General features: G+C 73.6%; 27 protein-coding genes and 1 pseudogene. 9 read left to right on the forward strand and 19 right to left on the reverse strand.

Annotation, left to right across the window (positions count from 1 at the left end):
* Positions 1-159 precede the first annotated feature (159 nt).
* From ACGF0J_RS34290 to ACGF0J_RS34300, 3 genes are all read right to left on the reverse strand, one after another.
* Entirely contained in the window at positions 160-1,032 is an 873-nt protein-coding gene (locus ACGF0J_RS34290) for an IS4 family transposase (protein WP_393152746.1), read from the reverse strand.
* 112 nt (positions 1,033-1,144) lie between these two features.
* Entirely contained in the window at positions 1,145-1,408 is a 264-nt protein-coding gene (locus tag ACGF0J_RS34295) for a hypothetical protein (RefSeq protein ID WP_393152748.1), read from the reverse strand.
* 11 nt (positions 1,409-1,419) lie between these two features.
* Positions 1,420-1,677, reverse strand: a complete 258-nt coding sequence (locus ACGF0J_RS34300) for a hypothetical protein (RefSeq protein ID WP_393152750.1) — start codon at positions 1,675-1,677, stop codon at positions 1,420-1,422.
* A gap of 113 nt (positions 1,678-1,790) precedes the next feature.
* On the opposite strand from ACGF0J_RS34300, the gene ACGF0J_RS34305 reads away from it, so the two are divergent.
* Positions 1,791-2,450 carry an NIPSNAP family protein gene (locus ACGF0J_RS34305; protein WP_393152752.1) on the forward strand — a complete coding sequence of 220 codons (660 nt, stop codon included), beginning with the start codon at positions 1,791-1,793 and terminating at the stop codon, positions 2,448-2,450.
* Between the two features lie 127 nt (positions 2,451-2,577).
* Here the strand turns inward: ACGF0J_RS34305 and ACGF0J_RS34310 are convergent, their stop codons facing one another.
* The 3 genes from ACGF0J_RS34310 to ACGF0J_RS34320 form a co-directional block, all read right to left on the reverse strand.
* On the reverse strand, positions 2,578-3,150 hold the full coding sequence (locus ACGF0J_RS34310) for a TetR/AcrR family transcriptional regulator (RefSeq protein WP_393152754.1): 573 nt from the start codon (positions 3,148-3,150) through the stop codon (positions 2,578-2,580).
* A gap of 5 nt (positions 3,151-3,155) precedes the next feature.
* Entirely contained in the window at positions 3,156-4,700 is a 1,545-nt protein-coding gene (locus ACGF0J_RS34315) for an MFS transporter (protein WP_393152930.1), read from the reverse strand.
* A gap of 89 nt (positions 4,701-4,789) precedes the next feature.
* On the reverse strand, positions 4,790-5,536 hold the full coding sequence (locus ACGF0J_RS34320; protein WP_393152756.1) for an SDR family oxidoreductase: 747 nt from the start codon (positions 5,534-5,536) through the stop codon (positions 4,790-4,792).
* 48 nt (positions 5,537-5,584) lie between these two features.
* Between ACGF0J_RS34320 and ACGF0J_RS34325 the strand changes: the two genes are divergently transcribed.
* From ACGF0J_RS34325 to ACGF0J_RS34340, 4 genes and pseudogenes are all read left to right on the forward strand, one after another.
* The gene (locus tag ACGF0J_RS34325; protein WP_393152758.1) at positions 5,585-6,322 is read left to right on the forward strand and encodes an enoyl-CoA hydratase family protein; all 738 of its coding nucleotides are present in this window, start codon (positions 5,585-5,587) and stop codon (positions 6,320-6,322) included.
* 8 nt (positions 6,323-6,330) lie between these two features.
* Positions 6,331-7,104, forward strand: coding sequence for a CoA transferase subunit A (locus ACGF0J_RS34330; protein ID WP_393152932.1), 774 nt, complete (start codon positions 6,331-6,333; stop codon positions 7,102-7,104).
* Positions 7,091-7,822, forward strand: coding sequence for a CoA-transferase subunit beta (locus ACGF0J_RS34335; RefSeq protein ID WP_393152760.1), 732 nt, complete (start codon positions 7,091-7,093; stop codon positions 7,820-7,822). The genes ACGF0J_RS34330 and ACGF0J_RS34335 overlap by 14 nt, the downstream gene beginning before the upstream one ends.
* A 28-nt stretch (positions 7,823-7,850) precedes the next feature.
* Positions 7,851-8,900: pseudogene (locus tag ACGF0J_RS34340) on the forward strand (NAD(P)H-dependent flavin oxidoreductase); the annotation flags it as partial.
* Here ACGF0J_RS34340 and ACGF0J_RS34345 read toward each other — a convergent pair.
* Genes ACGF0J_RS34345 through ACGF0J_RS34355 form a run of 3 tightly spaced genes read right to left on the reverse strand, consistent with a single transcriptional unit; the run spans position 8,887 to position 12,275 of the window.
* The gene (locus ACGF0J_RS34345) at positions 8,887-9,558 is read right to left on the reverse strand and encodes a pentapeptide repeat-containing protein (protein WP_393152762.1); all 672 of its coding nucleotides are present in this window, start codon (positions 9,556-9,558) and stop codon (positions 8,887-8,889) included. The pseudogene ACGF0J_RS34340 and the gene ACGF0J_RS34345 overlap by 14 nt on opposite strands.
* An 11-nt stretch (positions 9,559-9,569) precedes the next feature.
* Positions 9,570-11,063 (reverse strand): glycoside hydrolase family 3 protein, encoded by a 1,494-nt coding sequence (locus ACGF0J_RS34350; RefSeq protein WP_393152764.1) that lies wholly within the window; start codon positions 11,061-11,063, stop codon positions 9,570-9,572.
* A gap of 60 nt (positions 11,064-11,123) precedes the next feature.
* Positions 11,124-12,275 carry an acetyl-CoA C-acetyltransferase gene (locus ACGF0J_RS34355; RefSeq protein ID WP_393152766.1) on the reverse strand — a complete coding sequence of 384 codons (1,152 nt, stop codon included), beginning with the start codon at positions 12,273-12,275 and terminating at the stop codon, positions 11,124-11,126.
* 89 nt (positions 12,276-12,364) lie between these two features.
* On the opposite strand from ACGF0J_RS34355, the gene ACGF0J_RS34360 reads away from it, so the two are divergent.
* Positions 12,365-13,042: a TetR/AcrR family transcriptional regulator gene (locus ACGF0J_RS34360; RefSeq protein ID WP_393152768.1), complete on the forward strand. Its 678-nt coding sequence runs from the start codon at positions 12,365-12,367 to the stop codon at positions 13,040-13,042.
* Complete coding sequence (locus ACGF0J_RS34365) at positions 13,039-13,719, forward strand: DNA alkylation repair protein (protein ID WP_393152770.1); 681 nt, start codon at positions 13,039-13,041, stop codon at positions 13,717-13,719. Before ACGF0J_RS34360 ends, ACGF0J_RS34365 begins: the two co-directional genes overlap by 4 nt.
* A 6-nt stretch (positions 13,720-13,725) precedes the next feature.
* Here ACGF0J_RS34365 and ACGF0J_RS34370 read toward each other — a convergent pair whose 3' ends face one another.
* Positions 13,726-14,574: a LysR family transcriptional regulator gene (locus ACGF0J_RS34370; RefSeq protein ID WP_393152772.1), complete on the reverse strand. Its 849-nt coding sequence runs from the start codon at positions 14,572-14,574 to the stop codon at positions 13,726-13,728.
* Positions 14,575-14,651: 77 nt separating this feature from the next.
* On the opposite strand from ACGF0J_RS34370, the gene metE reads away from it, so the two are divergent.
* On the forward strand, positions 14,652-16,853 hold the full coding sequence (gene metE / locus ACGF0J_RS34375) for a 5-methyltetrahydropteroyltriglutamate--homocysteine S-methyltransferase (protein WP_393152774.1): 2,202 nt from the start codon (positions 14,652-14,654) through the stop codon (positions 16,851-16,853).
* 12 nt (positions 16,854-16,865) lie between these two features.
* Here the strand turns inward: metE and ACGF0J_RS34380 are convergent, their stop codons facing one another.
* The 6 genes from ACGF0J_RS34380 to ACGF0J_RS34405 form a co-directional block, all read right to left on the reverse strand.
* A complete protein-coding gene (locus ACGF0J_RS34380; RefSeq protein ID WP_393152776.1) occupies positions 16,866-17,738 on the reverse strand; it encodes a phosphotransferase family protein in 873 nt (290 codons plus the stop codon).
* Between the two features lie 9 nt (positions 17,739-17,747).
* Positions 17,748-18,665, reverse strand: a complete 918-nt coding sequence (locus ACGF0J_RS34385; RefSeq protein WP_393152778.1) for a carbohydrate ABC transporter permease — start codon at positions 18,663-18,665, stop codon at positions 17,748-17,750.
* Entirely contained in the window at positions 18,665-19,576 is a 912-nt protein-coding gene (locus ACGF0J_RS34390) for a carbohydrate ABC transporter permease (protein ID WP_393152780.1), read from the reverse strand. The genes ACGF0J_RS34385 and ACGF0J_RS34390 overlap by 1 nt, the downstream gene beginning before the upstream one ends.
* Entirely contained in the window at positions 19,576-21,006 is a 1,431-nt protein-coding gene (ngcE, locus tag ACGF0J_RS34395; RefSeq protein ID WP_393152782.1) for an N-acetylglucosamine/diacetylchitobiose ABC transporter substrate-binding protein, read from the reverse strand. The genes ACGF0J_RS34390 and ngcE overlap by 1 nt, the downstream gene beginning before the upstream one ends.
* 96 nt (positions 21,007-21,102) lie before the next feature.
* Entirely contained in the window at positions 21,103-21,837 is a 735-nt protein-coding gene (locus tag ACGF0J_RS34400; RefSeq protein ID WP_393152784.1) for a sugar isomerase domain-containing protein, read from the reverse strand.
* On the reverse strand, positions 21,838-22,707 hold the full coding sequence (locus ACGF0J_RS34405) for a MurR/RpiR family transcriptional regulator (protein WP_393152786.1): 870 nt from the start codon (positions 22,705-22,707) through the stop codon (positions 21,838-21,840).
* 79 nt (positions 22,708-22,786) lie between these two features.
* Here ACGF0J_RS34405 and ACGF0J_RS34410 point away from each other — a divergent pair, with 79 nt between their 5' ends.
* On the forward strand, positions 22,787-23,956 hold the full coding sequence (locus tag ACGF0J_RS34410) for an N-acetylglucosamine kinase (protein ID WP_393152788.1): 1,170 nt from the start codon (positions 22,787-22,789) through the stop codon (positions 23,954-23,956).
* Positions 23,957-24,032: 76 nt separating this feature from the next.
* On the opposite strand, the gene ACGF0J_RS34415 is transcribed toward ACGF0J_RS34410, so the two are convergent.
* The 3 genes from ACGF0J_RS34415 to ACGF0J_RS34425 form a co-directional block, all read right to left on the reverse strand.
* Positions 24,033-24,962, reverse strand: a complete 930-nt coding sequence (locus ACGF0J_RS34415) for a hypothetical protein (RefSeq protein ID WP_393152790.1) — start codon at positions 24,960-24,962, stop codon at positions 24,033-24,035.
* Entirely contained in the window at positions 24,959-25,483 is a 525-nt protein-coding gene (locus ACGF0J_RS34420) for an RNA polymerase sigma factor (RefSeq protein ID WP_393152792.1), read from the reverse strand. Before ACGF0J_RS34420 ends, ACGF0J_RS34415 begins: the two co-directional genes overlap by 4 nt.
* 86 nt (positions 25,484-25,569) lie before the next feature.
* Positions 25,570-26,640 carry an acetyl-CoA acetyltransferase gene (locus ACGF0J_RS34425; RefSeq protein WP_393152794.1) on the reverse strand — a complete coding sequence of 357 codons (1,071 nt, stop codon included), beginning with the start codon at positions 26,638-26,640 and terminating at the stop codon, positions 25,570-25,572.
* Positions 26,641-26,789: the final 149 nt, after the last annotated feature.

Genomic DNA, 26,789 nt, shown 5'->3' on the forward strand with positions numbered 1-26,789 from the left:
CACCACCGGTAACGCTCCGAGCGTCTTCTCCAGACTGGCCTGGCCCCACTGCGCACGCTGTCTCACCAGCCACGTCATACCGCGCAGCGGATCAGCACAGCAACCCGGAGATCTTCAATCAACCCAACGTGCGGAAAACGGGGCTAGCCCCAAGGCCGTTCAGTTTGCGAGTGGCTGGAGTTTGTCAAGGGGTGGGGTAAGAATGTTGATGCTGGTGGCTGCCTCGTAGCTGGTGCGGTCGATGCGGGGGCCCCGGGCCTGGTACTTGGAGATGGCACGTTTGACGATGCGAGGGCAGACGCGTAGCCGCCGCTCGGGCAGCAGCCGGACAAGGACCTGGGCTCCGGTGTCCGCGATGTCGGCCAGGAGCCCTTGGGCGGCGAAGTCGCGGTCGGCCAGCAGGATCATTCCGGGCCGCAGGCTGGGCAGCAGGCGCGGGGTGTAGGTCGTCTCACCTGCGGTGGTCGGGCCGAACACGGCGTCGATGATGGTGCGGGTGCCGCAGGCGACGAGGGCGAGCAGACGGATCTGCGGGTAGCCGGTGCCGCCGTGGTTGCCGGCCTGTCTGGTGAACCTGGTCAGGACTGCGGGGGTGTGGGGGACCGTCAAGGTGGTGCCGTCGAGCGCGACCACCAGCAGACCGCGCCAGCGAGTCCCCGGCCCGTGTGGGATTGCGGCCGGGCCGCGTAGCAGGTCGAACAGCCACTGCAGCGGTCTGCTGCCGACGCGTTGGCGGGCCTGGGCCGGCGCGCTCGCTGTCGGCGCGGCTTGGGGTAAGCCGGCGAGCGCCCCGGTGAGCTTGCGCCACACGCCGGAGTACCCCACCTCCGTGAACAGGCAGGCGGCCAGGATCAGGTACACCACGACCCGGGAGGGCAGATCCCGCAGCCGGGCCTGGACTCTTCCCGTCGCGCGCAGGGCCTCGTCGACCATCTCGAACGGTAGGAGCTGGGTGAGTTCACCGAGGTGGCCGGGCGTGAACCGTCCCCCGGCCAGACTGATGGTAAGGGTGATGACGGACTGGGTGCCCATCGGAGTCCCTGTACTTCAGCGATCTCGGTCGACGCTGTTCCAACAGGGACTCCGTTGCTTGTAGCGGCCGCCTTGACACCCTCACCCAGCCGTAAACTCAACGGCCTTGGGGCTAGTCGACCTTGGAGACCAGGACGGCGCCGCTGTCCCGGGTGGCGGTCGCGGTGTCGGCGTTGACGGACGTGACGTTGGTCGCCGCGCCGGTGCCGGAGGCGCGGGTGAAGACGTTGCCGAAGACGTTGCCCGACTGGGCGGACTCACGGACGGAGCTGGAGTTCTTGGTGGTGGTGGTGTCGGCGAGCGCAGGGGAGGCGATCGCGGCCAGGCCGGCTGTGGCGGCCAGGGACGCGGCGGCGAGACGAAGAGTGCTGATCATGATGGGTCCTCTCAGTAGAAGATGTAGGTCACCACGGTGCCGCCGTGGGTGGCGGTCGTGGCGGTGCCGTTGACGTTGGTCACGTTGGTGGACCAGCCCCAGGCGCGGTGGGAGGCGGCGATGTCGCCGAAGACGTTGCCCGAGTAGGCGGAGTCGTCGACATCGCTCCGGTTGCCCGTCCAGGTGTCGGCCTGGGCCGGCAGGGCCGGCAGGGCGGGCAGCACGGCTCCGGCCGTGGCCGCCGCGATGACGCACAGCTTTTTGATCACGCGGACGATCCTATAACTCTGCGTTGACACGATGCGACGGAGAGTTACTAGAAGATTGTTCGGCCATAGACGCTGACAGGGGATGACAGGGGGCCGGCCGTACCGTGCGGCCTGTGATCTACGAGTTCAGGCGCTACACGCTACGTCCCGGCCACAGGGACACGCTGATCGAGCTGTTCGAGCGGGAGCTCCTGGAGCCGCAGGAGGCGGCCGGCATGGGGGTCGTCGGCCAGTTCAGGGACATGGACGAGCCCGACGTCTTCTGCTGGATGCGGAAGTTCCCCGGCATGGAGGCTCGGCGGGCCGCGCTGACGGCCTTCTACGGCGGGCCCGTCTGGCGGGCGCACCGCGACGCCGCGAACGCCACGATGATCGACTCCGACGACGTGCTCCTGCTCCGCCCGGCGTTCCCCGGCGACCCCCTCCCCGCCGCGCGGCGGCCTGCCACCGGCGCCATCGAGGCGCCCGAGGCCTGGTACGTGGCCCACGTCTGGCCCGTCGGACCGGGGTTCGCCGGGTTCTTCGCCGACCGGGTGGCCCCCGCCCTGGCGGCGGCCGGGACGCCGCCGGTCGCGTGCTTCGAGACCGAGGACGCGGAGAACACCTTCCCCGCCCTCCCCGTACGCACCGGCGAGCGGGTCTTCGTGTGGCTCGCCAGGTTCGGCGGCCCGGCGGAGGCGGGCACGCCCGAGCCGCCCGGGGTGGACGCGTGGCTGACGGCCCCGCCGCGGCGCTTCCGGCTCTCCCCCACCCCGCGATCGGCCCTGCGGTGACGTCGGCCCTGGGTGACGGGGACGCGCGGGCCGGCCGCGCGGCCGGGACCCGCCCCGGCCCGGCGGGCCGGGGCGACGTTCGTCGTTGGCTGACTCCAGGGTGGGTGACGCCGGCGCCGGAGTCAGGCTAGGAGCGGGGGCGCTGCAGGGCTCTGCCGAGGACCGCGCGGATGTGGTCGGGGTCGGCCTCCTCGTCGTTGAGGAGGATGGCCGTGCACAGGCCGTCGGACAGGGCGACGAAGGCTTCGACCGCTTCGGGGTCGCCGGTCTGGGTGCGGGCGAGCTCCGCGACGTTGTCGCGCCATCCTCGTGCGGCCGGCCGTAGGGCGGGCCGGCGAGCCGCCAGGGTCGACAGCTCGCGTTCGGCGAGTGCTCGTTCGCGGCCCGTGCCGGCGGATTCGGCGATGAGGTGGGCCAGACCGCCGACCGGGTCGTCCTCGGACTCGATGAGCCGACGGATGCGGCGGGTGTACTCGTCCGTGACGCTGGTCAGGGCGGCGACCAGCAGGTCGTCCAAGGTCGCGAAGTAGTAGAGGGTCAGGCTGGTGGTGATCCCCGCTTCCTTGGCCACGGTGCGGTGGGTGACACCGCTGGCCCCGTCGCGGCGGACGATCGCGAGCGTCGCCTCGATGATCTGCGCCCGGCGGCGTTGGCCGCGCAGTTTGCGTCCGTCGACAGTGTCGTGTTCAGCCGCCATCATCCCGTTCACTCCATCGCCACTCCTGCGTGTGAGGCTATCGGCTCGGCCTCGGGGCCGGCGTGGCCGAGCGGCCGGAGGTGTCGCAGTGTCGTGAAGCAGGCCAGCGCGGCGGCCGCCACGGCGAGGCCCGCCACCACGGCGGCGGCGTTGAGTCCGCTGGTGAACGCGGCTCGTGCGTGGTCGAGAGCCCCGGCCGGCAACTGGTCCGCCAGGAGCGAGGCCCCGGGGAGACCGTCGCTGTACGTCTCCGCCGCGGACGGGGACAGCCCCGACGGGACCGAGACCCCGCTTCGGTAGATCACCGTGGTGAGGCTGCCCAGGAGCGCGACCCCTGCCGCGATGCCCAGCTCCTGAACGGTCTCCGAGAGCGCGGCGGCCGACCCGGACTTCTCCGATGGCGCCGCACCCACGACGATGTCGGTGCCGAGCGCGGCGATGACCCCCAGTCCGAGGTAGACGACGGCGAATCCGGCGACCACGCTCACCTTGTCGCCCGCCCCCGCGAGGCCCAGCAGCGCGTATCCGACCAACGACGACGCCAGGGTGACCGACATGACGACCCCGGGTGACACCCGACCGGCCACCAGAGGGGCGCCGATGGCTCCGACGAGCATGGCCAGGGCCGGCGGACCCATCCAGAGCCCGGCCGTCGTCAGCGAGAGGCCCTCGACGAGCTGCAGGTACTGGGTGACCAGGTACATCACCCCACCGAAACCGACCAGGCCGATCAACAGGACGCCCAGAGCCGCGGAGAAGGCCCGGCTGGTGAAGAGCTTCATGTCCAGCAGCGGCTCGCTCAGGCGCAACTGACGGCGGACGAACGCGACGGCGCTGCCGCCACCGACGAGGATCGCGACCCATGCCTGGACGTCGACGCCGTGGGCGGCCGCATGCTTGATCGCGTAGATGATCGGCAGCATCGCCGCCAGGGACAGCCCGACGCTCAGCAGGTCGAGCCGGCCGGCAGGGGTCCGATGCTCCGGCAGCAGCGCCGGCGCGCCGGCCAGCACCAGCACGGCGACCGGTACGGCGACGAGGAAGGCCGCGCCCCACCAGAGTTCGGCGACCATCACCCCGCCCAGCACCGGGCCGGCGGCCATCCCCAGGGCGAACATCGTGGCCCACACGCCGATCGCCAGCGCCCGCTGCCGGACGTCGGTGAACATAGTGCTGATCAGCGACAGTGTGGAGGGCATGAGCGTCGCTCCGGCCACTCCGAGCAGCGCCCGGGCCACGATCAGCCACCCGGCACTGGGGGCGAACGCCGCGAGGACCGAGGCCGCGCCGAACGCGGCCATTCCGATCATCAGCATCCGGCGTCGTCCGATCCGATCGCCCAGCGTCCCCATCGTGATCAGGAACCCGGCGATGAGGAAGCCGTAGGCATCCATGATCCACAACGTTTCCGTCGCGGTCGGATTCAGGTCGGCGGTCAGGCTGGGGACGACGAGGTAGAGCGCCGTCACATCGAGTCCCAGCAGCATGGTCGGTAGCGCCAGCAGCGCGAGACCACCCCACTCACGCCATCCGGCGCGCGCCGGCTGTCCCATGGTGGTCACACCTCACCCCTCAGTAGTTGAACCATCGTACTAGTTGTACCATAGTTCAAATTTTGTCGGGCGAGCGGCTTCCGGGCGCGTCAGGGGTTCCGTGGCGGGTGGGCGACCAGCCGGCTCCAGGCGGGCGTCTCACCGCCGCCGTGCACGTGCACCTCGGCGCCCGTGACGTAGCCGGGGGCGGCCAGCCACAGGCAGGCGGCGGCCACGTCGGCCGGGGTCGCCATCCGCCCGGCCGGGACGGTGGCGGCCACGGCGGCCGGGTCGGGACCGTAGTGCGCGGCGGCGTTCTCGGTGGCCGCCAGGCCCACCACCACGGTGTTGACCCGCACCTCGGGCGCCCACTCCGCCGCCAGGCAACGGGCCAGGTGGTGCAGTCCCGCCTTGGCGGCACCATAGGCGGAGGTGCCGGGCGACGGCCGGGCCCCGCTGGCGCTGCCGATCATCACGATCGCCCCGGCCGCCGCCCTGAGCAGCGGGTACGCCTGCCGTGACACGAGGAGCGGGGCGACGAGGTTGAGCTCGACGATCCGGGCGTGCAGCCGCGGCGAGGCGTCCGCCAGCGGCGCGTACGGCGACCCGCCGGCGTTGTTGACGACCACGTCGAGCCGGTCCAGGCCGGAAAGGAGCCGCTCCACGTCGGCGGGGTCGCGCACGTCGGCCCGGACGAAGCCGACACCCGGCCCCGGGACAGTCGGCGGCGGGGTGCGGGCGCAGACGACGACCCGCGCGCCGGCGGCGGCGAACGCGGCGGCGATGCCGGCGCCGATCCCCTTGGTCCCGCCGGTCACGAGGACGGTGCGGTCCGTGTAGTCGTAAGTCACGGTCACGGGTGCTACCGTACCAAGCAAGCGTTAGGTATACACCTGGGGAGCGGGATGGGGATCACGCTGCGGGCCGGGCCGATCGCCGAGGTCGTCATGAACGTCCCGCCGGTCAACGCCCTCGCCGTCCGGCACTGGCACGACCTCGCCGACGCCGTGAGCGCGGCCGGGCAGGACCACGCGACCCGCGTCGTCGTCCTGCGGGCCGAGGGGCGCGGCTTCAACGCCGGCGTGGACATCAAGGAGCTGCAGGCCGCGCAGGGGCACCGGGCGCTGGTCGGGGTCAACCGGGGCTGCTACGCCGCCTTCGCCGCCGTCTACGACTGCGCCGTGCCGGTGATCGCGGCGGTGCACGGGTTCTGCCTGGGCGGCGGCGTCGGGCTGGCGGGCAACGCCGACGTCGTGGTGGCCTCCGACGACGCCTACTTCGGCCTGCCGGAGGTGGACCGCGGGGCGCTCGGCGCGGCCACCCACCTGGCCAGGCTGGTCCCCCAGCACCTGATGCGCGCCATGGTCTACACCTGCCGGACCGTCACGGCCGCCGAGCTGCGCGGGTTCGGGTCGGTGCTGGAGGTCGCGCCGCGCGACAAGCTGCGCGACCTCGCCCTGGAGGTGGCGGGCGGCATCGCCGCCAAGGACCCGTACGTCATCCGCCGCGCCAAGGAGTCGCTCAACGGCATCGACCCGGTGGACGTCAAGCGCGCCTACCGGTTCGAGCAGGGGTTCACCTTCGAGCTGAACCTCATGGGAGCCGGCGACGAGCACCGCGACCGCTTCGTGGAGGGCCCGTGACCAAGGTGATGACCGCCGAGGAGGTGGCGGGCCGGATCCGCAGCGGGATGACCGTGGGCATCGGCGGCTGGGGGTCGCGCCGCAAGCCGATGGCGCTGGTGCGCGCCCTGCTGCGGACGCCGGTCAAGGACCTCACGCTCGTCTCCTACGGCGGGCCGGACGTCGGCATGCTGTGCGCGGCGGGCAAGGTGCGCCGGGTGGTGGCCCCGTTCGTGACGCTCGACTCGATCCCGCTGGAGCCGCACTTCAGGAGGGCGCGGCAGAGCGGCTCGGTGGAGTTCACCGAGTACGACGAGGGGATGTTCATGTTCGGGCTGCTGGCGGCCGCGCACCGGCTGCCGTTCCTGCCGACGCGGGCGGGGCTCGGTTCGGACGTCCTGCGGGTCAACCCGCACCTGCGGACCGTGCGCTCGCCGTACGGGGACGGGGAGGAGCTGGTGGCGGTGCCCGCGCTGGCCGTGGACGTGGCGCTGGTGCACCTCAACCGGGCCGACCGGCGCGGCAACGCCCAGTACCTGGGGCCCGACCCGTACTTCGACGACCTGTACGCCAAGGCGGCGGCGCGCGCGTACGTGTCGTGCGAGCGGCTGGTGGACACCGCCGCCCTGCTGAAGGAGGGCCCGGTGCAGTCGCTGCTGATCAGCCGGTCGATGGTGGCCGGCGTGGTGGAGGCGCCCGGCGGAGCCGGGTTCACCTCGTGCGAGCCGGACTACGGCCGGGACGAGGAGGCGCAGCGGCGTTACGCGGAGACGCCGTGGGAGGAGTTCCATGAGCAGGGCTGACGTGTGCGTGGTGGCGTGCGCGGAGGCGTTCAGGGGCGACGGGGAGATCCTCGCGGCCGGCATCGGCGGGGCGGTCACCGTCCTCGGGGCGCGGCTGGCCCGGCTGACGTTCGAGCCGGACCTGCTCACCTCCGACGGCGCGTGCCTGCTCACGGGCGACGTGCCGGCCCTGGGCGGGACGCCGGAGGTGGTGGAGGGGTGGCTGCCGTTCCGCGAGCACCTGTGGCTGGTGCTGAACGGGCGGCGGCACGTGATGCTCGGCGCGAGCCAGATCGACCGGTTCGGCAACACGAACATCTCCTGCGTCGGCGACTGGGCGCGGCCCCGGGCCCAGTTGCTGGGCGTGCGCGGCGCGCCGGGGAACACGCGGTGCGACCCGACGAGCTACTGGATCCCGCGGCACTCCCCCCGGGTGTTCGTGCCGCGGGTGGACATGGTCAGCGGGCTCGGCACCGACCGGGGGGCGTACGAGCTGCGGCGGGTGGTGACGGACCTGGCGGTGCTGGACCTCGGCGGGCCGGGCGGCACGATGCGGCTGGTGTCGGTCCATCCGGGGGTGCGGGTGACGGACGTGGTGGCGGCCACCGGCTTCGAGCTGGACGTGCCCGGGGAGGTGCCGGAGACCCGGCGGCCCACCGCGGCCGAGCTGCGGCTGCTGGACGAGGTGCTGGACCCGGGCGGCCTGCGCCGGCGCGAGGTGCCGGAGCGGGCCGCGTGAGGGCCGCGTCAGGGCGGCGTGTCGGCCGTGTGAGGGCCGCGTGAGGACCGCGCTGACCGAGCTGGTGGGCTGCCGGCATCCGATCGTGCAGACCGGGATGGGGTACGTCGCGGGCGCCCGGCTGGCGGCGGCCACCTCGGCGGCGGGCGGGCTCGGCGTCATCGCGGCGGCCACCCTGTCGGTCGGGGAGATGACGGCCGCGATCAGGAGCGTGAAGGAGCGGACGGACGCGCCGTTCGGGGTGAACATCCGCGCCGACGCCGCCGACGCCGCCGAGCGGGTCGAGGTGATGGTCCGGGAGGGGGTGCGGGTCGCGTCGTTCGCGCTGGCGCCGCGGCGCGAGCTGATCGCCCGGCTGAAGGACGCCGGGGTGGTGACGATCCCGTCGGTGGGCGCGCGCCGGCACGCCGAGAAGGTGGCCGCCTGGGGCGCCGACGCGGTGATCGTGCAGGGCGGCGAGGGCGGCGGGCACACCGGTCCCGTGGCGACCACGCTGCTGCTGCCCCAGGTGGTGGACGCGGTGGACATCCCGGTGGTCGCCGCGGGCGGCTTCTTCGACGGGCGCGGGCTGGTGGCGGCGCTGGCGTACGGGGCGTGCGGCGTCGCGATGGGCACCCGTTTCCTGCTGACGAGCGACTCGCCGGTGCCGGACGCGGTCAAGCGGGTCTATCTGGAGGCGCGGGAGACGGTCGTCACCACCCGGGTGGACGGGGTGCCGCACCGGGTGCTGCGCACGCCGTTCGTGGAGTCGCTGGAACGGTCGCGGTTGCTGCGCGCCGTCGTCAACGGCGCCCGGTTCAGGAAGCTGTCGGGGCTGTCGTGGGGCGAGCTGATCCGGGAGGGGCGCCGGATGCGGCACGGCCGCGAGCTGACCTGGGCCCAGGTGCTGCAGGCGGCCAACACGCCGGTGCTGTTGCGGGCCGCCATGGTGGAGGGCCGCGCCGACCTGGGCGTGATGGCCGCCGGTCAGGTGGTCGGCGTGCTCGACGACCTGCCGTCGTGCCGGGAGCTGATCGACCGGATCATGGCCGAGGCGGAGGCCGCGCTCGGGGTGCTGGCGGCCGTCAGACGACGGTGATGCCGCGGGCGGCCAGGATCGCGGCGGCCTGGACCGGGTTGATCGTCGCGCCGGCGAAGGCGCGGAGTCTGGCGTCGTCGGGCTCGCCCAGGTCGGCTCCGCGCAGGTCGGCCTGGGCGAACACGGTCCTGATCAGTTTGGCGCCGCGCAGCCGGCAGTCGCTGAACGTCGCCCCGGTGAAGTCGCAGCCCGACAGGTCGGCGTCGTCGAAGCGGACGCCTTCGATGACCTCGCCGCGCAGCGAGCAGCCGCCGAGGTTGGCCAGGGTGAGGTTGCAGCCCGAGACCCTGAACCCGGTGCCGCGTGACGCCGTGAGCGACGCGCCGATCATGCGGCAGCCGGTGAACGTGACGTCGGTGAGCAGCGCGCCGCCGAACCGCGCGGAGGCCAGGTCGACGTCGGTGAACGTCGCGTCGACCAGGTCGGCGTCGTCGAACCTGATCCGCATCCCGCCGCCGCCCCTGAACACGGCCCCGTCGAGGTCGGCCTTGCGCAGGTCGGCGCCGTCGAGCACGCACGCCTCGAACCGCGCCCCGCCCAGGGCCGCGCCGCCGAGGTCGGCCTCGGTGAGGTCGCACTCGCGGAAGACGTGGGGCTCGCCCGGTTCCAGCCGGTCGGCCAGCGGGGTGTGGGACAGGTCCGCTCCGGTGACGTTCACGGTGCCCGAGCCTAGCCGGTGGCCGCCCGGCCGGTGATCACTTCGGCCGCCGCCCGGCCGCACACCTCGGCGGAGCCGTACGTGGCGATGTGCACCGCGCCCAGGTCGGAGCGCTCGGGCAGGCCCATCTCGACGACGACGGCGCCGGGGCGGGCGCTGAGCAGGTGACGTACGGCCTGCTGCTGCCAGGGGTGGCGGTGCACGTCGCGGACCACGACCACGAGTGGACGGCCGGCGCCCGCGCGGATCAGGCGCTCGATCGCCGCTCCGGTGGCCTCGGCCGCCGTCAGCCTGGTCACGGTGGTGCCGGGCAGCAGCGCGGCGAGTGGCGCGCCGACGCCCCACGGGGTGCCCTTGTCGATGGCCAGGTTCATCTCGGGGGCCAGCTCGACGACGTGGGGCGCGGTGGCGACGGGCAGCGCGGGGGCGGCGGACCTGCGGGTGACGCGGACGGCCCGCCGGGCGGCTTCCAGGCCGACGCGGCGGTCCGGGGGCGTGGTGGTGGTGCTGCCCGAGGAGGTGGTCCAGACGGCCAGCTCGCGGACCCGGCGAGCGGCGTCGGCCAGGCGCTCCTCGGGCAGCACGCCTTCGGCGACGGCGGCGGCGATCGCGTCGCGCACCTCTGCGGCCGTCGCCTCGTCGGAGCGTTCGCCGCCGACGCAGACGGCGTCGGCGCCGGCGGCGACGGCGCGGGCCGCCGCCCCGCCGATGCCGTACGCGGCGGAGACGCCGGCCATCTCGATGGCATCGGTCACGATCACGCCGTCGAAGCCGAGCTCCTCGCGGAGCAGCCCGGTGAGCAGCTTGGGGCTGAGGGTGGCGGGCAGGCCGGGGTCGTAGGTGGGGACCAGGAGGTGGCCCGTCATGACGGTCCGTACGCCTTCGGCGATCGCCTCCCGGAAGGGGCGCAGGGCCGCCTCCACCCCGTCGAGCGACACCGTCGGCACCCCGTGGTGGGAGTCGACGGAGGTGTCGCCGTGGCCGGGGAAGTGCTTGACGCAGGCCGCCACGCCCGCCGACTGCAGGCCGCGGACGAAGGCCCTGGCGTGCCGGGCCACCAGGTCCGGGGCGGCGCCGAAGGCGCGCAGGCCGATGACGGGGTTGTCGGGGTTGGAGTTGACGTCGGCGGACGGCGCGAAGTCGAGGGTGATGCCGGCGGCGGCCAGCTCCCGGCCGAGGTCGCGGGCCAGTTCCTCGGTGAGGGTGACGTCGTCCACGACGCCGAGCGCGTACGCGCCGGGCCGGCTGCTGCCGGTGGCCGCCTCCAGCCGGGTGACCTCGCCGGACTCCTCGTCGGTGGCGACGAGGGCGGCGGGGTTCTCGGCGCGCAGGGCGGCCGCGAGCCGGGCGACCTGGGCGGGGTCGGCGATGTTGCGGGAGAACAGCACCGCCCCGGCGAGGCCCTGGCCGAGCCGCCGCCGGATCCAGTCGGGTGGGGTCAGGCCCGCGAACCCCGGCAACAGGACGGCGTCGGCCAGGCGAAGCAGGTCACCGCTGAGGCGCATGACCCGAAATCTAATAGGAAAGTTTCCTATTTGCTAGAGGCATTTTCTGACGTCAACGGCTCACAGGCGTTCAAGGATGGTGACGTTGGCCTGACCTCCGCCCTCGCACATCACCTGCAGGCCGTACCGGCCGCCGGTGCGCTCCAGCTCGTGCAGCAGCTTGACGGCGAGGACGGCGCCGGTCGCGCCGAGCGGGTGGCCGAGGGCGATGGCGCCGCCGTTGGGGTTGACGCGGGCGGGGTCGGCGCCGGTCTCCCTGAGCCAGGCCAGCACGACGGGGGCGAACGCCTCGTTGATCTCCACGGTGTCGATGTCGCCGATCGCCATCCCGGTCCTGCGCAGGGCGTACGCGGTGGCCGGGATGGGGGCCGACAGCATCTCGACGGGGTCGCCGCCGCGCGCGGACAGGTGGTGGACGCGGGCGCGCGGGGTCAGCCCGTGCTCGCGGACGGCCCGGGGCGAGGCGACGAGCAGGGCGGCGGCGCCGTCGGAGATCTGCGAGGCCAGCGCGGCGGTGAGCCGGCCGCCGTCGACCAGCGTCGGCAGCGCGGCCATCCGCGCCGGGCCCGTGTCGCGGCGCGGCCCCTCGTCGGCGGCGACGCCCTCGTACGGGGTGATCTCGCGGTCGAAGCGGCCGGCGTCGGCGGCGGCGACGGCCCGGCGGTGGGACTCGCAGGCGTAGGCCTCCATCTCCGCCCGCGACAGCTCCCAGCGGGCGGCGATCTGCTCGGCGCCGGCGAACTGCGAGATCTCCCGCGCGCCGTAGCGCGCGCTCCAGCCCTTGGACCCGGAGAACGGGGTGTCGTGGCCGAGCGGGCGGCCCGCGAGCATCGCCGACGAGATGGGGACCATGCTCATGTTCTGCACGCCGCCCGCCACGACGAGGTCGGCGGTGCCGGACAGCACGGCCTGGGCGGCGAAGTGCAGGGCCTGCTGGGAGGAGCCGCACTGGCGGTCCACGGTGACGCCGGGCACCTCCTCCGGCAGCCCGGCCGCCAGCCAGCAGGTGCGGGCGATGTCGCCGGCCTGCGGCCCGATCGTGTCGACGCAGCCGAAGACGACGTCCTCCACGGCCGCCGGGTCGGCGCCGGTGCGCGCGACCAGCTCCGCCAGCACGTGGGCGCCGAGATCGGCCGGGTGGGCGCGGGACAGGCCGCCGTTCCTGCGCCCGACGGGGGTGCGGACCGCGCCGACGATGTACGCCTCGTTCATCCCCGTATCTTAGCAAGCGCTTGGTCGCACGGGGAACGCCGGATGAGCAGGGCGAGTTCGGTGAACAAGCGATTGTGAAAGGGCTCATAATGGGAGACGTGACAACGCGTAAGAGCTCGGGCTCCACCACCGCCACCCCGGCGAAGCGCCAACGCGCGACCTCCGGGTCGGCATCCGAGCGCCGGGACCATCTCGTCAAACTCGCCGCAGAGATCTTCGCGCGCAAGGGCTTCCAGGCCACGACCGTGCGCGAGATCGCCACCGAGGCCGGGATCCTGTCCGGGAGTCTCTACCACCACTTCGACTCCAAGGAGACGATCGTCGACGAGGTGCTCTCGACCTTCCTCGATGATCTCATCGCGCGTTACCGCGCGGCGCTCGACTCCGGCTCCGACCCGCGCACGGTGCTGTCGGAGATGGTGCGCATCGGCTTCGGCACGCTGGAGCCGCACCGCGCCGCGATCACCGTCATGCAGAACGACTGGAACTACCTGCGCCAGTTCGAGCGGTTCAACTACCTCGTCAAGGCCGAGGACGAGGTCGAGCAGATGTGGGTGACGCAGATCAAGGCGGGCCAGGCGGCCGGCCAGTTCCGCTCCGACGTCGATCCCAAGCTGACCTACCGGATGATCCGCGACACGATCTGGGTCGCGGTCCGCTGGTTCCGGCCCGGTGGCCGGCTCAACCCCGCCGGGCTGGCCGAGCACTACATCACCGTGCTCTTCGACGGCCTGGCGACAGGCGAGCGGACCAGCCAGCGCGCATGAGCCTCGGCAAGGCGGTGCGCGAGGCACTGCGAGAGGCGGCGGAGCCCGACAAGGCCGCCGCGATGCGGGCCTACATGAAGTCCACGATGCCCTTCCTCGGTGTCCAGGCCGGCCCGCGGCGGGCCGCGCTCCGGCCGGTGTTCGCCGACCACCGCATCGCCACGGCCCCCGAGTGGCGGCGGACCGTGCTGGAGCTGTGGCGCGATGCCGAATACCGCGAGGAGCGCTACGCGGCGGTCGAGCTGACCGGCCACCGCTTCTACCGGGAGTTCCAGACCCTCTACACGGTCCCGATGTACGAGGAGATGATCGTCACCGGCGCCTGGTGGGACCTGGTGGACGAGCTGGCCACCCACCGGATCGGCAGCCTGCTCGCCGCGTTCCCCGACTCGATGCGGCCGCTCATGCTGGACTGGGCGCACGACGCCGACCTGTGGAAGCGCCGCACCGCGATCCTGTGCCAGAACCGGTTCAAGGGCCGCACCGACACCGCCCTGCTGTACGCCTGCATCGAGCCGAGCCTGTCCGACAACGACTTCTTCGCCCGCAAGGCGATCGGCTGGGCGCTGCGCGAGTACGCCAAGGTCAACCCACGCGAGGTGGTCCGCTACGTGCAGGCCAAGGGCCTGTCGGGCCTGAGCCGCCGCGAGGCGCTGAAGAACGTCCCGGCCGGCTGAGGCCCGTCACCGGGTCCACAGGGCGTCCTGGACGGCCTGCACCAGCGCCATCAGCTCCGGGGTGACGCGCTCCTTGGGCCAGGCCAGCGCGTACGTGACGCGCAGGCCCGCCGCCTCCAGCGGCACGAAGCTGACGTCGGTCCGGCGCACGCCCCTGACCAGGAGCTGCGGCGTCGGCAGCAGCCCGGACCCGGCGGCCACCAGGTCGAGCGCGGCGGCGAAGTCGTCATCGGCCACCAGGCGCGGCCGGCCCGGCAGCCCCGGCCACGGCCGGCCGCCCGGCGCGAGCACCACCTGGCCCGCCAGGTCGGCCACGACGGCGCGGGGCCGGCCGGCCAGCGGGTGCCCGGCCGGGACGGCCAGGTGATCCACCGAGACGTGAAACCGGGCCGCGGTCACGAACCTCGCCGGGGCGGGGGTCGCCAGGATGGCCGCCGACGCCTCCCCCGCGTCCAGCGCCGCCGACGCCGCGCTCCGCCCGGCCGCCGTCAGCTCCACGCCGATGGACGGCGTGCGCCCGGCCAGCCGCCGCGCGACCCGCGCCGCCAGCGTGCCCACCAGCGGTGGATAAGCAAGATGAATGGTTGGCCGGGCGAGCCGGGCCGCCTCAGCGGAGAACGCCACGGCCGCCTCCAGCGCCTGCTCGGCGTACGGCAGCAGCGCCCGGCCCCCGGCGGTGAGCCGGACGGCGCGGGCGGTGCGCTCGAACAGCCTGACCCCGGCAGCCCGCTCCAGGCGGGTGATCGCCTGGCTCATCGCCGGCTGGGACATCCCCAGGTCGGCCGCGGCGCCGGAGAAGCTGAGCCGGGCCGCCACCCTGGCGAAACACTCCAGCTCACGAAGAATAAGCGTCACGAATAGATGATGCATGACGTCGTCCGGGCCGGACACGATGCCCTGGTTGATCTGCCGCCTGATGTGAGGAGCCCGCCATGCCCGCCGTTCAGCCCGCCTTTCCCCGTTCCACCGTGCTCGGATACCCGCGGATCGGCCCGCGCAGGGAGCTGAAGCGCGCCCTGGAGGCGTACTGGGACGGCCGGTCCGGCCGTGAGGAGCTCGACCGGGTGGGCGCCGACCTGCGGGAGCGGACCTGGCGGCGGCTGGCCGAGCTGGGGCTGGAGGGGCTGCCGTCCAACACCTTCTCGCTGTACGACCACGTGCTCGACACGGCGGTGCTGCTGGGCGCGGTGCCGGAGCGCTACCGGGAGGCCGACGACCCGTACTTCGCCATGGCCCGCGGCACCCGGGGCCTCGCGCCGCTGCGGATGACCAAGTGGTTCGACACGAACTACCACTACATCGTGCCCGAGGTGGGGCCCGAGACGGTGTTCGCGCTGGACGCCGCCAAGCCGCTGGCGGAGCTGCGGCAGGCGCGGGCGCTGGGGTTCGAGACGCGGCCCGTCGTGCTCGGGCCGGTGACGTTCCTGCTGCTGTCGGAGCGGGGCGCCGCGGCGCTGGACCGGCTGGACGAGGTGCTGGGCTGTTACGCGGAACTGCTCGGCGTGCTGGCCGCCGAGGGCGTGGCGTGGGTGCAGCTCGACGAGCCGGCGCTGGTCGCCGACCGGACGCCCGGCGAGCTGGCCGCGGTGCGGCGCGCCTACGACCGGCTGGGCGGGCTGGCGGCGCGGCCGGGGCTGTTCGTCGCGGCGGCCTACGGCGACCTGGGCGAGGCGCTGCCGGTGCTGGCCGCGACCCCGGTGGAGGCGATCGGCCTGGACCTGGTGCGCGGCGGCCTGGACGAGCTCACCGCCCCGGCCGGCGACCGGCCGGTGCTGGCGGGGAAGACCGTGGTGGCGGGGGTGGTGTCCGGGCGTGACGTGTGGCGGACCGACCGGGGCCGGGCCGCGTACGCGCTGCGGGTGGCACGCGAGCACGCCGGGGACGTGGCGGTGAGCACCTCGTGCTCGCTGCTGCACGTGCCCTACGACCTGACGGCCGAGCCGGACCTCGACCCGGAGCTGCGGGCGCGGCTGGCGTTCGCCGAGCAGAAGGTCGCCGAGGTGGTGGAGCTGGCCCGCGCCACCCCGGACGGCCCCGTCGCCGTCCCGGCCCCGCCCGCCGCACCGGCCCCGGTGGCGGCCGAAGGACGCGGCCCGTACGAGGCGCGGGCGGCGGCGCAGGCCGGACGGCTGCGGCTGCCGCCGCTGCCGACCACCACGATCGGCTCGTTCCCGCAGACCGGCGAGCTGCGCGCGGCCCGCGCGGCCCTGGCGGCGGGCACGCTGGCCGAGGGCGCGTACGAGGAGCTGGTGCGGGCCGAGATCGAGCGGGCGATCCGCACCCAGGAACGGCTCGGCCTGGACGTGCTCGTGCACGGCGAACCCGAGCGCAACGACATGGTCCAGTACTTCGCCGAGCATCTCGACGGCTTCGCGGTGACCCGCAACGGCTGGGTCCAGTCGTACGGCTCGCGCTGCACCCGCCCGCCGATCCTGCACGGCGACGTGAGCCGGCCGGAGCCCATCACGGTCCGCTGGGCCCGCTACGCGCAGTCGCTCACGGACCGGCCGGTCAAGGGCATGCTGACCGGCCCCGTCACGATCGTGGCGTGGTCGTTCGTCCGCGACGACCTGCCGCTGCGCGACGTGGTGTTCCAGGTGGCGGACGCGGTGCGGGAGGAGGTGCGCGACCTGGAGGCGGCGGGCGTGCCGATCATCCAGGTGGACGAGCCGGCGCTGCGCGAGCTGCTGCCGCTGCGGTCGGCCGGGCGGGCGCGCTACCTGGAGTGGGCCGTGGCGGCGTACCGGCGGGCCACGTCGGGCGCCGGCGACGCCACGCAGATCCACACGCACCTGTGCTATTCGGACGCCGACCAGATCCTGGAGGCGATCGACGGCCTGGACGCCGACGTCACGACGATCGAGTCGGCCCGGTCGGGCGGGCGCATCCTCGGCGCGGTCGGCGCGTTCGGGCGGGGCCTGGGGCCGGGCGTGTACGACATCCACTCGCCGCGGGTGCCGGGCGAGGACGAGGTCGAGGAGCTGCTGCGCGGGACGTTGAAGGCGCTGCCCGCCGGCCGGGTCTGGGTGAACCCGGACTGCGGGCTGAAGACCCGCACCTACGAGCAGGTGGAGGCGGCGCTGGCGGCCATGGTGGCCGTCGCGCGCCGCCTGCGCGCCGAGCTGACCGCGTAGCTCGGCGAGGGGTCAGCCGGTGAAGGTGCGGGCCAGGTGGGCGAGGGCCGCGTCGGCGTAGCGGCGCGGGCCGGGGCCGAGGCCGTGGGCCAGGTCCTCAAGGAGGGCGCAGCGCGCCAGGAAGCGGACCCGGTCGGTGACCGCGTCGTCGAGCCGGCCGTCGTAGCGGGCCAGGGTCAGCTCGTACACCTCCGGGCCGAGGTCGCGGTGGATGCGGGCGAAGTCGTGGGCCGGGTCGGTCAGGGCCGCGTCGGTCCAGTCGAGGACGCCGGTGAGCGTGCCGGTGACGGGGTCGGCGAGCAGGTGCTCGGCGCCCAGGTCGGTGTGGCACAGGCGCGCGCCGGCCGGTGACTCTGCGAGCGGGTCGGCGGGCGGGTCCGCGGCGAGGAAGTCCTCGACCAGGCGGCGGTGCCCGGACGGGACGTGCGCGGCCACGGCCTCGTACGCCTGGGCGGCCTCCTCGCGCAGGTCGGCCAGCGGGTAGCGGTCGAGCGGCACCAGCTCGCCCAGCGGGCCGGGCGGGACGGCGTGCAGGGCGCCGAGGAAGGCGGCCAGCGGCCCGGCGAGCCGCCGGGGGTCGGCCACGGGGTGCCGGTTCAGCGGCCGGCCGGGGAGCCGGCGGTAGGCGATCACGCCCGCCGCCGGGTCGCTGAAGACGACCTCCGGCACGGGCAGCGGGGAGATCGGCGCGACGGCGGCCAGCACCGCCACCTCCGCCGCCGTGGCCTCGGGGTCGGGCTCCTTCGCGCACCGGACGATCAGCTCGCCGTCGACCTCGTACGCGACGTTGTCGAGCCCCTGCCCGACCGGGACGACGGAGCGCGCCTCGCGGCCGGGCAGGTGGCGCGCCAGCAGGGCGCGGACATCAGGGGGCACAGGGGTCACCCGGACACGCTACTTGAGCGCTCCCGCCGTCAGGCCCGACTGGATCTGGCGTTGGAAGACCGTGTAGATCACCAGCATGGGCAGGATCGCCAGCGTCAGCGCGGCGAACAGCGCCGACCAGTCCTGGTCGTAGCCGGCCGCCGTGGAGATGTCGGCGATGCCCTGCGGCAGCACCCACATGGAGCGATCCTGCAGCAGCACGAGCGGGAGCTGGTACTGGTTCCACTGGCCCAGCACGTTGAAGATCGTGACGCTGATGATGCCGGGCCGCGCCATCGGCAGCATGATCTGGAAGAAGACCCGCGTGTGGGACGCCCCGTCGACGAGCGCCGCCTCGCCCACGGCCGTGGGCAGCGTGCGGAAGAACGCCGCCAGGAAGAACACCGTGAACGGCATCGAGTAGGCGATGTAGACCAGCACGAGACCCGCGTGGGTGTTGAGCCCGATGAACGGCCCGACCAGCGGCACGTTGCCCATGTTCTGCACCACGAAGAACAGCGGGGTCAACGCCAGGTAGACGGGGAAGGCCAGCCCGGACACGAACAGGAGGTAGAACGCCCGGTTGCCGCGGAAGGGGTAGCGGGCGAGCACGTAGGCCGCCATCGACCCGAGCAGCATCGTGCCGAACGTGCTGAACGCCACCACGATGACGCTGTTGAGCATGTACTGCCCGATGTGCGCCTGCTCCCAGGCGCGGGCGAAGTTGTCCCAGCGCAGCGTGGCCGGCAGCGACCAGGCGTCGCCGAAGATCTCGTCCTCGCTCTTGACCGAGGCGAGGAACGTCCACAGGATCGGCACCACGGTCAGCACCGTCCACAGCAGCAGCGCGACGTGCGACAGGGCGCTCAGCGGGCCGAGCCGCCGTCTGCGCTCCTGCCGGGCGGCCCGGCGCGAGGTGGCCACCGCGGGCGAGGTCATCGTCGACATCAGTACTCGATCCGTTCGCGACGGGACAGCCGCAGGGACAGCACGGCGAAGCCCACGGTGAAGAAGAACATCACCACGCCCAGCGCGGAGGCGTAGCCGAAGCGGAAGTAGGTGAAGGCGTTGCGGTAGATCTCGGTGGCCATGACGGTGGTGGAGAAGTCGGGGCCGCCGTGCTGGTCGGTCATCACCCACACGATCGCGAACACGTCCAGCGCCAGGATGCCGAGGTAGACCCAGGCCACCTGGACGGTGTCCCACAGCAGCGGCAGCGTGATCCGGAAGAACAGGCTGACCCGCCCGGCCCCGTCGATCTGCGCCGCCTCGAACATGTCACGCGGGATGGAGGCGAGCCCGGCCGAGAACAGCACCACGTAGAAGCCGACCGCCTGCCACACCATCACGCCCAGCACCGACCAGAAGGCGATGTCCGGGTCCGACAGGAACCCGACCGGTCGCAGCCCCAGCGCCATCAGCGGCCCGTTCAGCATGCCGCTGCCGTCGGGCCGGAACACCTGCTGGAACAGCACCGCGACCACGGCGACGGCGAGCACCTGCGGGAAGAAGAACACCACCCGGTAGAACCGCGACCCGGGCACCCCGGCGGTGCCCCGCCCCGCGCCGCCCACGTTGAGCAGGAACGCGAAGAGCAGGGCGATGACGATCGTCAGCAGCGGCAGCAGCAGCAGGAGCGCCCCGTTGTGCGAGACCGCCTTCCAGAAGATCGAGTCGGAGAACAGCCGGACGAAGTTGTCGAACCCGATGAAGTTCGGCGTGGCGGTGACGCCTCTCCAGTCGGTCATCGCGATGTAGAACGCCTGCAGGTACGGCGAGATCACGTACACCAGGTAGAGCGTCACCGGGGCCGCCAGGAAGGCGGTGATGAACAGCCCGCGGCGATACCTGTTGATCATCAGCGCCGGTACTTCTTGATCGAGGAGTCGCCCTTGATCTCGTCGGCCTTCTTCTGCAGCCGCTCCAGGTACTTGTCGGGCGTGAGGCCGCCGCTCATCAGCTCGCCCGTGGCGGCCACGGCCTCGTCGTGCAACTGGGCGTACCAGTTGCGCCAGCGGAAGAAGACGGTGTTGTCACCGGCGGCGGCCAGCGCCTCGGTGGCGCTCTTCGCACCGGGCGACAGCGGGCGGCCCTCGCCCGCGCCCTTGACCACCGACACGGTCCTGACCAGCTCGCTGAAGTCGCCGGCCGCCTTCTTCGACAGCATGGCGCGCAGGTACTCCATGCCGCCCTGCGGGTTGGCGGCCTTGGCCGGCACCAGGAACGTCTCGCCGGGGCGGGAGTGCAGGGTGCCGTAGGGCAGCTTGTCGGAGGAGGTGAAGTCGGGGATCGGGAACATGCCGTACTCGAAGTCGGCGGGTGTAGTCGTTTTCTGCTCGTTCTCCAGCCAGGAGCCGGACGGCAGCATCGCCACCTTGTACTTGTTCTGGGCCGTCTGGGTCTGCACGTGGTCGAGCCCGGCCGTGCCCTCCATGAGGTACTTCGCGCCGATCTCGGCCCAGGCGGCTGCCGACTGCCGCATCGGCTCGGCCGTCCAGGCGCCGTCCTCCAGGTTGTCGAGGTTGACCAGCACCTCCTTACCGCCGATCTTCGCGGCCATGGTCATCAGCGGCTCGTAGAGGTACTGCGGGTGCTTGCCGGCGTAGGTGAACGGCGCCATCTTCCCGGACTTCTTGATCGTCTCGCACAGCTTGACGAACTCGTCCCAGGTCTTGGGCACCTGCCAGCCGTTGTCGCGGAAGACCTTCTGGGAGTACCAGATGCCGTGGATGTAGTTGACGTAGCCGAGCACGTGGAAGGCGCCGTCGTAGGTGCCGAAGTCGATGACGGCCGGGTCGAGGGTGTCGCGGACCTTGGTGCCGGGGTCGTCCCAGCTCGGCGCGTCGAGCAGCGGGCCGAGGTCCTGGAGCTGGCCGTCCTGCGCGAGGGCGCCCATGTCCATGGCGCCGGCGCCGGAGTTGTCGATGACGTCGGGCGGGTTGCCGCCGGCGAAGCGCGGCTGCAGGACCTTGGTGATCTCCTTGGTGGAGTTGTGCTTGACCTCCACCTTCGGGTACTTCACCTTGAACAGCGGCTGGTGGATGTCCTTGGCGTAGGCGTCGCCGAAGCCGCCGTCGAAGATCCAGACCTCGAGGGGCCGGTCGGCGGCCACGCCGAAGGGGTTGGCGGCGCTCGTCGCGACGGGCGCGGCCGACGGCGCCGGCGCCTTGCTCGCGGGGGTGGCGCACGCGGCCAGCGCGCCGGCCACGGGCATCAGCGCCGCGCCGCGCAGCAGCTCGCGCCGCGACAGGCGGGACGGGGTGCCGGGGGGGTCGATGGGGTTCGGCATGGTGCCTCCTGAAGGTTCAAGCTCCACGTCTGGTGCGAGGTTCAAGCTCGGCGGCTGGTGTCTCGGCGGTTGGCGGCTCGGCGGCTGGTGCGAGGCTCACGCTCCGCGTCTGATACGTCCTGCGTAGCGGCTCTCCAGGGCCTTGTTGTGCTCGTCGCCGCCGGTCACGTTGACCGAGAGGTAGACGGGCGGGGTCTCGCCGAGCGCCGCCAGCCCGGACACGGTCTCGGTGACCACCATCTGCGCGAGCAGCGCCGAGGTGATGGTGGAGACGGCGCCGTACGAGCCGCCGCCCGGCAGGTCGAGGATGGCGTCGCCGTACGGCGAGCCGTTGTCGAGCACCACGTCGGCCAGGTCGAGCAGCTTGCGGCCGGACGGATGGCGCGAGGTCATCCGGGTGCTGTGACGCACCGAGGTGATCGCGATCAGCGGGTGGCCCCGGTCCTTGACCAGCGTGGCCAGCTCGACGACGGCGCCGTTCACGCCGGAGCTGGAGACCAGCACGAACACGTCCTGCGGCTCGACCGGCGCCAGCGCGTAGATCTGGTGGGCGACGGCCGGGTCGCGTTCCAGCTCGGGGGTGAGCACGCCCGGAGGGTGCCCGCCGTACAGGACGAGGTCGCGGGGCGAGAGCCGGTTGCTGGGCACCAGGCCGCCGGCCCGGCCGGCGATCTCCATGGCGATCGCCTCGGAGTGGCCCGAGCCGAACGCGTTGACCACGCCGCCGGCGCGCAGGGAGGCGATCAGCAGGGCCGCCGCCTGCCGCACCGGCTCCGCCTGCGTCTCGGCGACGTGGTGCGCCAGCTTCAGGGCCTTCGTCGCGTACGTCATTCAGCCTCTCTCCACCCGGTGGCTCTCCACCGCGCTGATCGTGCGTTCGAAGGCTTCGTTGGTGCGCTCGTAGGTGCGCTGGGCGACGGCCACGTAGACCGCGTCGAGCACGAAGAGCTGCGAGTGGACGGCGGCCAGGCCGCCGAGCCGAAACGTGGTCTCCCTGCTGGCCGTGGTCAGCACGAGGTCGGCCAGCTCGGCCAGCGGCGAGCGGGCGAACGAGGTGACCGCGACCGTGGTGGCGCCGTGGCTGCCCGCCTCGGCCAGCGCCTCCATGACCTCGCGGGTGCGGCCCCGGTGGCTGATGCCGATCGCGACGTCGCCCGTCGCGAGCAGCGCGGCGTCCGACAGCGCGACGTGGGCGTCGCCCGCGCTCCAGCCCGGGATGCCGATGCGGCGCAGCCGGCCCTCCAGCATGGTGGCCACGTTACCGCTGGTGGAGACGCCGACGAGGAGCACTCGCGAGGCGGCCACGACCGCGTCGGCCACCCGGGCGACGACCGCGGAGTCGAGCTGGGCGGCGGTGTCCTGGATGAGCCGGGCGTCGGCCGCGGCCATCACCTCGATGGCGGAGTCGAGCGGGTCGTCGGGGCCGATCTCGTGGCCGACGCCGGCGCCCCAGCCGGCCTGCGCGGCGCGGCCGGTCTCGGTGGCGAGCGCCACCCTCAGCTCGGCGTAGCCGGTGAAGCCGAACGCGCGGCAGAACCTCGTCACGGTCGCGGGCGAGCTGCCCGCGCGCTCCGCGAGCGCGATGATCGTGGACCTGGCGGCCTCCGCGGGGTCGCCGAGGATCACCTCGCCCACGCGGCGCAGCGCCTCGGGCAGGCCCGGAAGCTCGGTGCCGATCCGCCCGAGGGCTCCTGAGGTCACGAATATTCCTTCCGAATCCCGGGCTTCTGGGCGAAAATTATTCTTGCTTACCGGTCACGTCAAGACCCAGAATCAAGCCGTGACTGAGTCGTTGGCGGGGCAGACCGCGAGGGCGTCCGTGGGGCCGTCCGTGGGGCCGTTCGTGGTCGGGGTGGACGCCGGCGCGACCTCCACCCGGGTCGCGGTGCACGCGCTCGACGGGACGCGGGTCGGCTACGCCACGGCGGGGGCGGGCAACCCCACCGCCCACGGCCTGCCCAGGGCGGTGGCGGCGATCGGCGCCGCGCTGGAGCGGGCGCTGCGCGGCGTGGACGCTTCGCGCGTGGTGGCGTCGCTCGCGGGCGTGGCCGGCCACGTCGACGCGCTGGAGCCGGAGTTGGCCACGGTCTGGGCGGGGCTCGGCGTTCCCCGGGGCCCGCGGGTGGCCGGTGACGTGGCCATCGCGTACGTGGCGGGCACGCCCGAGCCGTCGGGGTCGCTGCTGCTGTCGGGCACCGGCGCCGTGGCGGCCCGGATCGAGGACCACGAGCTCGCCGCCATCGCCGACGGGCTGGGCTGGCTGCTGGGCGACGCCGGCTCGGGTTTCTGGATCGGCCGCGCCGCCGCGCGGGCGGTCGTCGCCGCGCTGGACCGCGGCTCGCGGGACGGCCTGCTGGTGGAGATGGTGGCCGCGGACTTCCTCGGCGCCGGATCCACCGGTGGGGTGGGCGCGGGGGCCGGCGGGGTGGGCGCGGGGGCCGGCGTGGCGTGGGGCGCCTCGCCGCGTGCCGACGCCGATCGGATCGTCCGGCTCGCGCAGGCCGACCACATGCGGCTGGCCGCGCTGTCCCGGCTGGTCAGCCGGGCCGCCGCCGAAGGTGACCCGATGGCCGCGCGGATCGTCGGCGAGGCGGCCGCGCACCTGGTGGCCACGGTGCGGCGGGTGCACGTGTCGGGCCCGGTGGTCCTGGCGGGCAGCGTCCTGACCAGCGAGGGGCCGGTCCAGGACACGGTCCGCGAGCTGCTGGCGGGCGCGGACCCGACCGGCGCTGTCGCTCCGGTGAGGAGCGGTGGCGATGTCGACCGGCGGACCGTGGTCGACCGGCGGACCGTGGTCGACCGGCGGGCCGTGGTCGACCGGCGGGCCGTGAGCGTGGCGACGGCCCGCGACGCGGCGGGAGCGGCGGCCTGGCTCGCGGCCCGCACCGGCGGCGCGCTGCACCCGGACCAGGCACGCGAGCTGCACCCGGCCTTCACCGCGCCCGCCTGAGCCGGGCGGCGGGTGCGGCCGTCAGCCCGTGACCGTCCCGGCGGGGGCACTCACGGGCTGACGGCGAGCCGTTCGCTCAGCCGCTGGTCAGCTCCGCGGGTTTGGGGCCGCCGTAGACGGGGTTCCTGGGCAGGCGCTTCTCGGTGACCAGCAGGCGGACCACCCCGGGCTGCTCGGACTCGGCTTCCCAGACGATCCAGTCGTCCGCCACCGGCTCCGAGGGCGCGCCGGGGCGGATGCCGTAACCGTCGCCGTTCTCGTTCGGCACGATGGCCTGGAAGACGACCTTCAGGCCACGCCGGCGCGCCTCCGCGACGACCTCCCCGACCGGGCGCTCGTCCACCCGGAAGCCCGCCAGCATCTCCCCCTGACGGGTCGCCGTGCCGGACCCTTGGTACCTCTCCCCCGACCGGGCCGGCCGTCCGAGGTACAGGACTCCCTTGCCGGTGAAGTCGCGGCCGACCGTTACCTTGAGCCGGCAGTCCCCCTGCCCGAACGTGCAGCCCGCCGGCTCCCGGTCGCCGCCGACGCCCTTGCTGTGGCCCTTGCCGCCCGCGAATCCCATCCGCACGATCTCGCCCACCTGGCCGGGCGACACCGGCAGCAACTGCAGGTCGATGTCCAGCCCGACCGCCCGGAACGCCTCCGCGTACTCGTGGTGGTCGGCGAACGGGTCACGCACCTCGGCGACCCAGTAGTCGCCGCGCAGCTCGATCTCCATCGCCGCGTTGGCGTACGAGGTGGCCGTCCCCGCGCGGTCGCCCAGCAGACCGGGACCTGCGGCGACCGCGGTGACGACTGCCGCGGTGACGAGCGCGCCCGCGAGCAGGCGCCGCATGCGGCGACGGCGGGGCGGCGGCGGACCCGGTTCGTGGACGGTGTCGGCGGTGCCGGTGGCGGTGCCGGTGGCGGTGATGGCGGACAGCAGCGCCCGGGCCCCCGCGCCGGACGCCTGGCCCGCCAGGTCCTCGTCACGGACCCTGGCGAGCTGCCTGAGCTCGTTCATGTCGACTCCACGGGGATGTGAACGGCGACGCCCGCGCCGGCGAGCGCCTTGGAGAAGCGCCTGCGCGCCCGGTAGAGGCGGATGCGCGCGGCGTTGCGGGAGCAGCCGAGGACGTGGGCGATCCGGCCCGCGTCCAGCCCTTCCCAGGCGACCAGCGACAGCAGCTCGCGGTCGGCCTCGGGCAGCTCCCGGAACGCGAGCGCTATGGCGCCCACCTCGATGGCGCTGTCGGGGGTGCGGGCGTACAGGTCGGCCACGTCGTCGCCGAGCGCGGCCGGCCGTCTCCTGGCCGTGCCGCGGCGGTGGTTGGCCAGGACGTTGCGTGCCACGCCGTACAGCCAGAGCCGGGCCTGCTCGCCCTGCGGCAGCGCGTCCACGCGCCGCCAGGCGATGGCGAACGTCTCGGCCACCACGTCGGCGGCGTCCTCCGGCGAGTCGCAGCGGCGCACCGCGTATCCGAGGATCTGCTCGTAGGTCTGTGCGTAGACGGCCTCGAACCGGGTCTTCCGGTCGTCATCCACGGGCGGTCCCCATGGTCGGCCTCCTCTGTCGGGAACGATCGAACATCCCCTTCATGTCGGCCGACCCGCCGTCATTTCACCAAAATTCAGGACACGAGGATGGCGGCGCTGCCGTAGCTGCCGCCGAACCCGGTCACCAGCGCCGCCTGCCGGCCGTCGCGCAGCTCCCGCACGGCCTGGGCCACGTTGTTGAGGCCGTGCACGTACCCCTCCGACAGCAGCCCGCCGTGCGGGTTGACCCAGGCGTGCCGCCGCTCCAGCAGGTACGGCCCGAGGTCGCCCCGCGCCACGAACCCGAAGTCCTCCAGTTGTCTCGGCACCAGCCACGAGTAGGCGTCGTACGGCAGCGCCACGTCCACGTCCGCCGGTCGCATGCCGGAGACCTCCCACAGCCGGGGCGCCACGTACGCGGAGAAGACCGCCGTGACGTCGGGCGCCCGGTCCATCGCCGAGCAGCCGGGCCCGCCCGCGCGCACCACGGCGCGCACCCGCGGCCCGTCCAGCTCCCCGCTGACCAGCAGCGCGCACGCTCCGTCGCTCTCCTGGCAGCAGTCGGCGGTGCGCAGCGGCGTGCACACGTACGGCTTGGCCAGGTAGCCGGCCAGGTCCAGCGGCCCGGCGCGCAGCGCGCGGGGGTTGGCCACGGCGTTGGCGCGCGACTGGGCGACCACGGCGTGCAGGTGCTCCTCGGTGAGCCGGGTGTCGTGCAGGTACCGGGTGGCGGCCAGGGCGAACAGCGGGATCGGCCCGGCCATCCCGTAGGTGAACCGCTCCTGCTCGCCCGTGGAGACGGTGTTCATCCGCCGGCCGGAGCGGCCGTTCAGGGCCCGGTAGACGAGGACGTGCCGGGCCAGCCCGGCGTGGATCATCATGGCCGCGTCACCCAGGATGGAGGCCGCCTGGGTGCCGCCGCCGGCGATGTCGTTGTGCCAGCCGAGCCGTTCGACGCCCAGCGCGCGGGCGACCCGGGTGACGGGGACGGAGTCGTTCAGGTGGTAGCTGAGCAGCGCGTCCACCTCGCCGGGCGCGACGCCCGCGTCGGCGCAGGCCGCCCGGCACGCCTCGACGGCGAGGTCGAGCACGGTGCGGCCGGACGCGCGGGTGAGCGCGGTCATCCCCACCCCTGCCACGGCCGCCCGCCCGGCGAACGGCTGCATGGCGACCTCCCGGTTTGCCGCGCGGTCGCCCGCCGGGGCGGGGCGCGATCCATCCCGGCGGGCGACGTCCGCGGTGCTTGCCCGCCACGCTAACCCTCCACCGCGAGTCAGACAAGCGCTTGCTCGGCACGAGCTCAGAGCCCTCCCGC

This window comes from Nonomuraea sp. NPDC047897, assembly GCF_043204415.1.
GTDB lineage: Bacteria > Actinomycetota > Actinomycetes > Streptosporangiales > Streptosporangiaceae > Nonomuraea.

Bases quoted from the DNA above. Each gene is read 5' to 3' on its own strand.
- ACGF0J_RS34290 (WP_393152746.1), bottom strand. From the start codon at position 1,032: ATGGGCACCCAGTCCGTCATCACCCTTACCATCAGTCTGGCCGGGGGA.
- ACGF0J_RS34295 (WP_393152748.1), bottom strand. From the start codon at position 1,408: ATGATCAGCACTCTTCGTCTCGCCGCCGCGTCCCTGGCCGCCACAGCC.
- ACGF0J_RS34310 (WP_393152754.1), bottom strand. From the start codon at position 3,150: ATGATGGCGGCTGAACACGACACTGTCGACGGACGCAAACTGCGCGGC.
- ACGF0J_RS34315 (WP_393152930.1), bottom strand. From the start codon at position 4,700: ATGGGACAGCCGGCGCGCGCCGGATGGCGTGAGTGGGGTGGTCTCGCG.
- ACGF0J_RS34325 (WP_393152758.1), top strand. From the start codon at position 5,585: ATGGGGATCACGCTGCGGGCCGGGCCGATCGCCGAGGTCGTCATGAAC.
- ACGF0J_RS34330 (WP_393152932.1), top strand. From the start codon at position 6,331: ATGACCGCCGAGGAGGTGGCGGGCCGGATCCGCAGCGGGATGACCGTG.
- ACGF0J_RS34335 (WP_393152760.1), top strand. From the start codon at position 7,091: ATGAGCAGGGCTGACGTGTGCGTGGTGGCGTGCGCGGAGGCGTTCAGG.
- ACGF0J_RS34350 (WP_393152764.1), bottom strand. From the start codon at position 11,063: ATGCGCCTCAGCGGTGACCTGCTTCGCCTGGCCGACGCCGTCCTGTTG.
- ACGF0J_RS34355 (WP_393152766.1), bottom strand. From the start codon at position 12,275: ATGAACGAGGCGTACATCGTCGGCGCGGTCCGCACCCCCGTCGGGCGC.
- ACGF0J_RS34360 (WP_393152768.1), top strand. From the start codon at position 12,365: ATGGGAGACGTGACAACGCGTAAGAGCTCGGGCTCCACCACCGCCACC.
- ACGF0J_RS34365 (WP_393152770.1), top strand. From the start codon at position 13,039: ATGAGCCTCGGCAAGGCGGTGCGCGAGGCACTGCGAGAGGCGGCGGAG.
- metE (WP_393152774.1), top strand. From the start codon at position 14,652: ATGCCCGCCGTTCAGCCCGCCTTTCCCCGTTCCACCGTGCTCGGATAC.
- ACGF0J_RS34385 (WP_393152778.1), bottom strand. From the start codon at position 18,665: ATGTCGACGATGACCTCGCCCGCGGTGGCCACCTCGCGCCGGGCCGCC.
- ACGF0J_RS34390 (WP_393152780.1), bottom strand. From the start codon at position 19,576: ATGATCAACAGGTATCGCCGCGGGCTGTTCATCACCGCCTTCCTGGCG.
- ngcE (WP_393152782.1), bottom strand. From the start codon at position 21,006: ATGCCGAACCCCATCGACCCCCCCGGCACCCCGTCCCGCCTGTCGCGG.
- ACGF0J_RS34400 (WP_393152784.1), bottom strand. From the start codon at position 21,837: ATGACGTACGCGACGAAGGCCCTGAAGCTGGCGCACCACGTCGCCGAG.
- ACGF0J_RS34415 (WP_393152790.1), bottom strand. From the start codon at position 24,962: ATGAACGAGCTCAGGCAGCTCGCCAGGGTCCGTGACGAGGACCTGGCG.
- ACGF0J_RS34425 (WP_393152794.1), bottom strand. From the start codon at position 26,640: ATGCAGCCGTTCGCCGGGCGGGCGGCCGTGGCAGGGGTGGGGATGACC.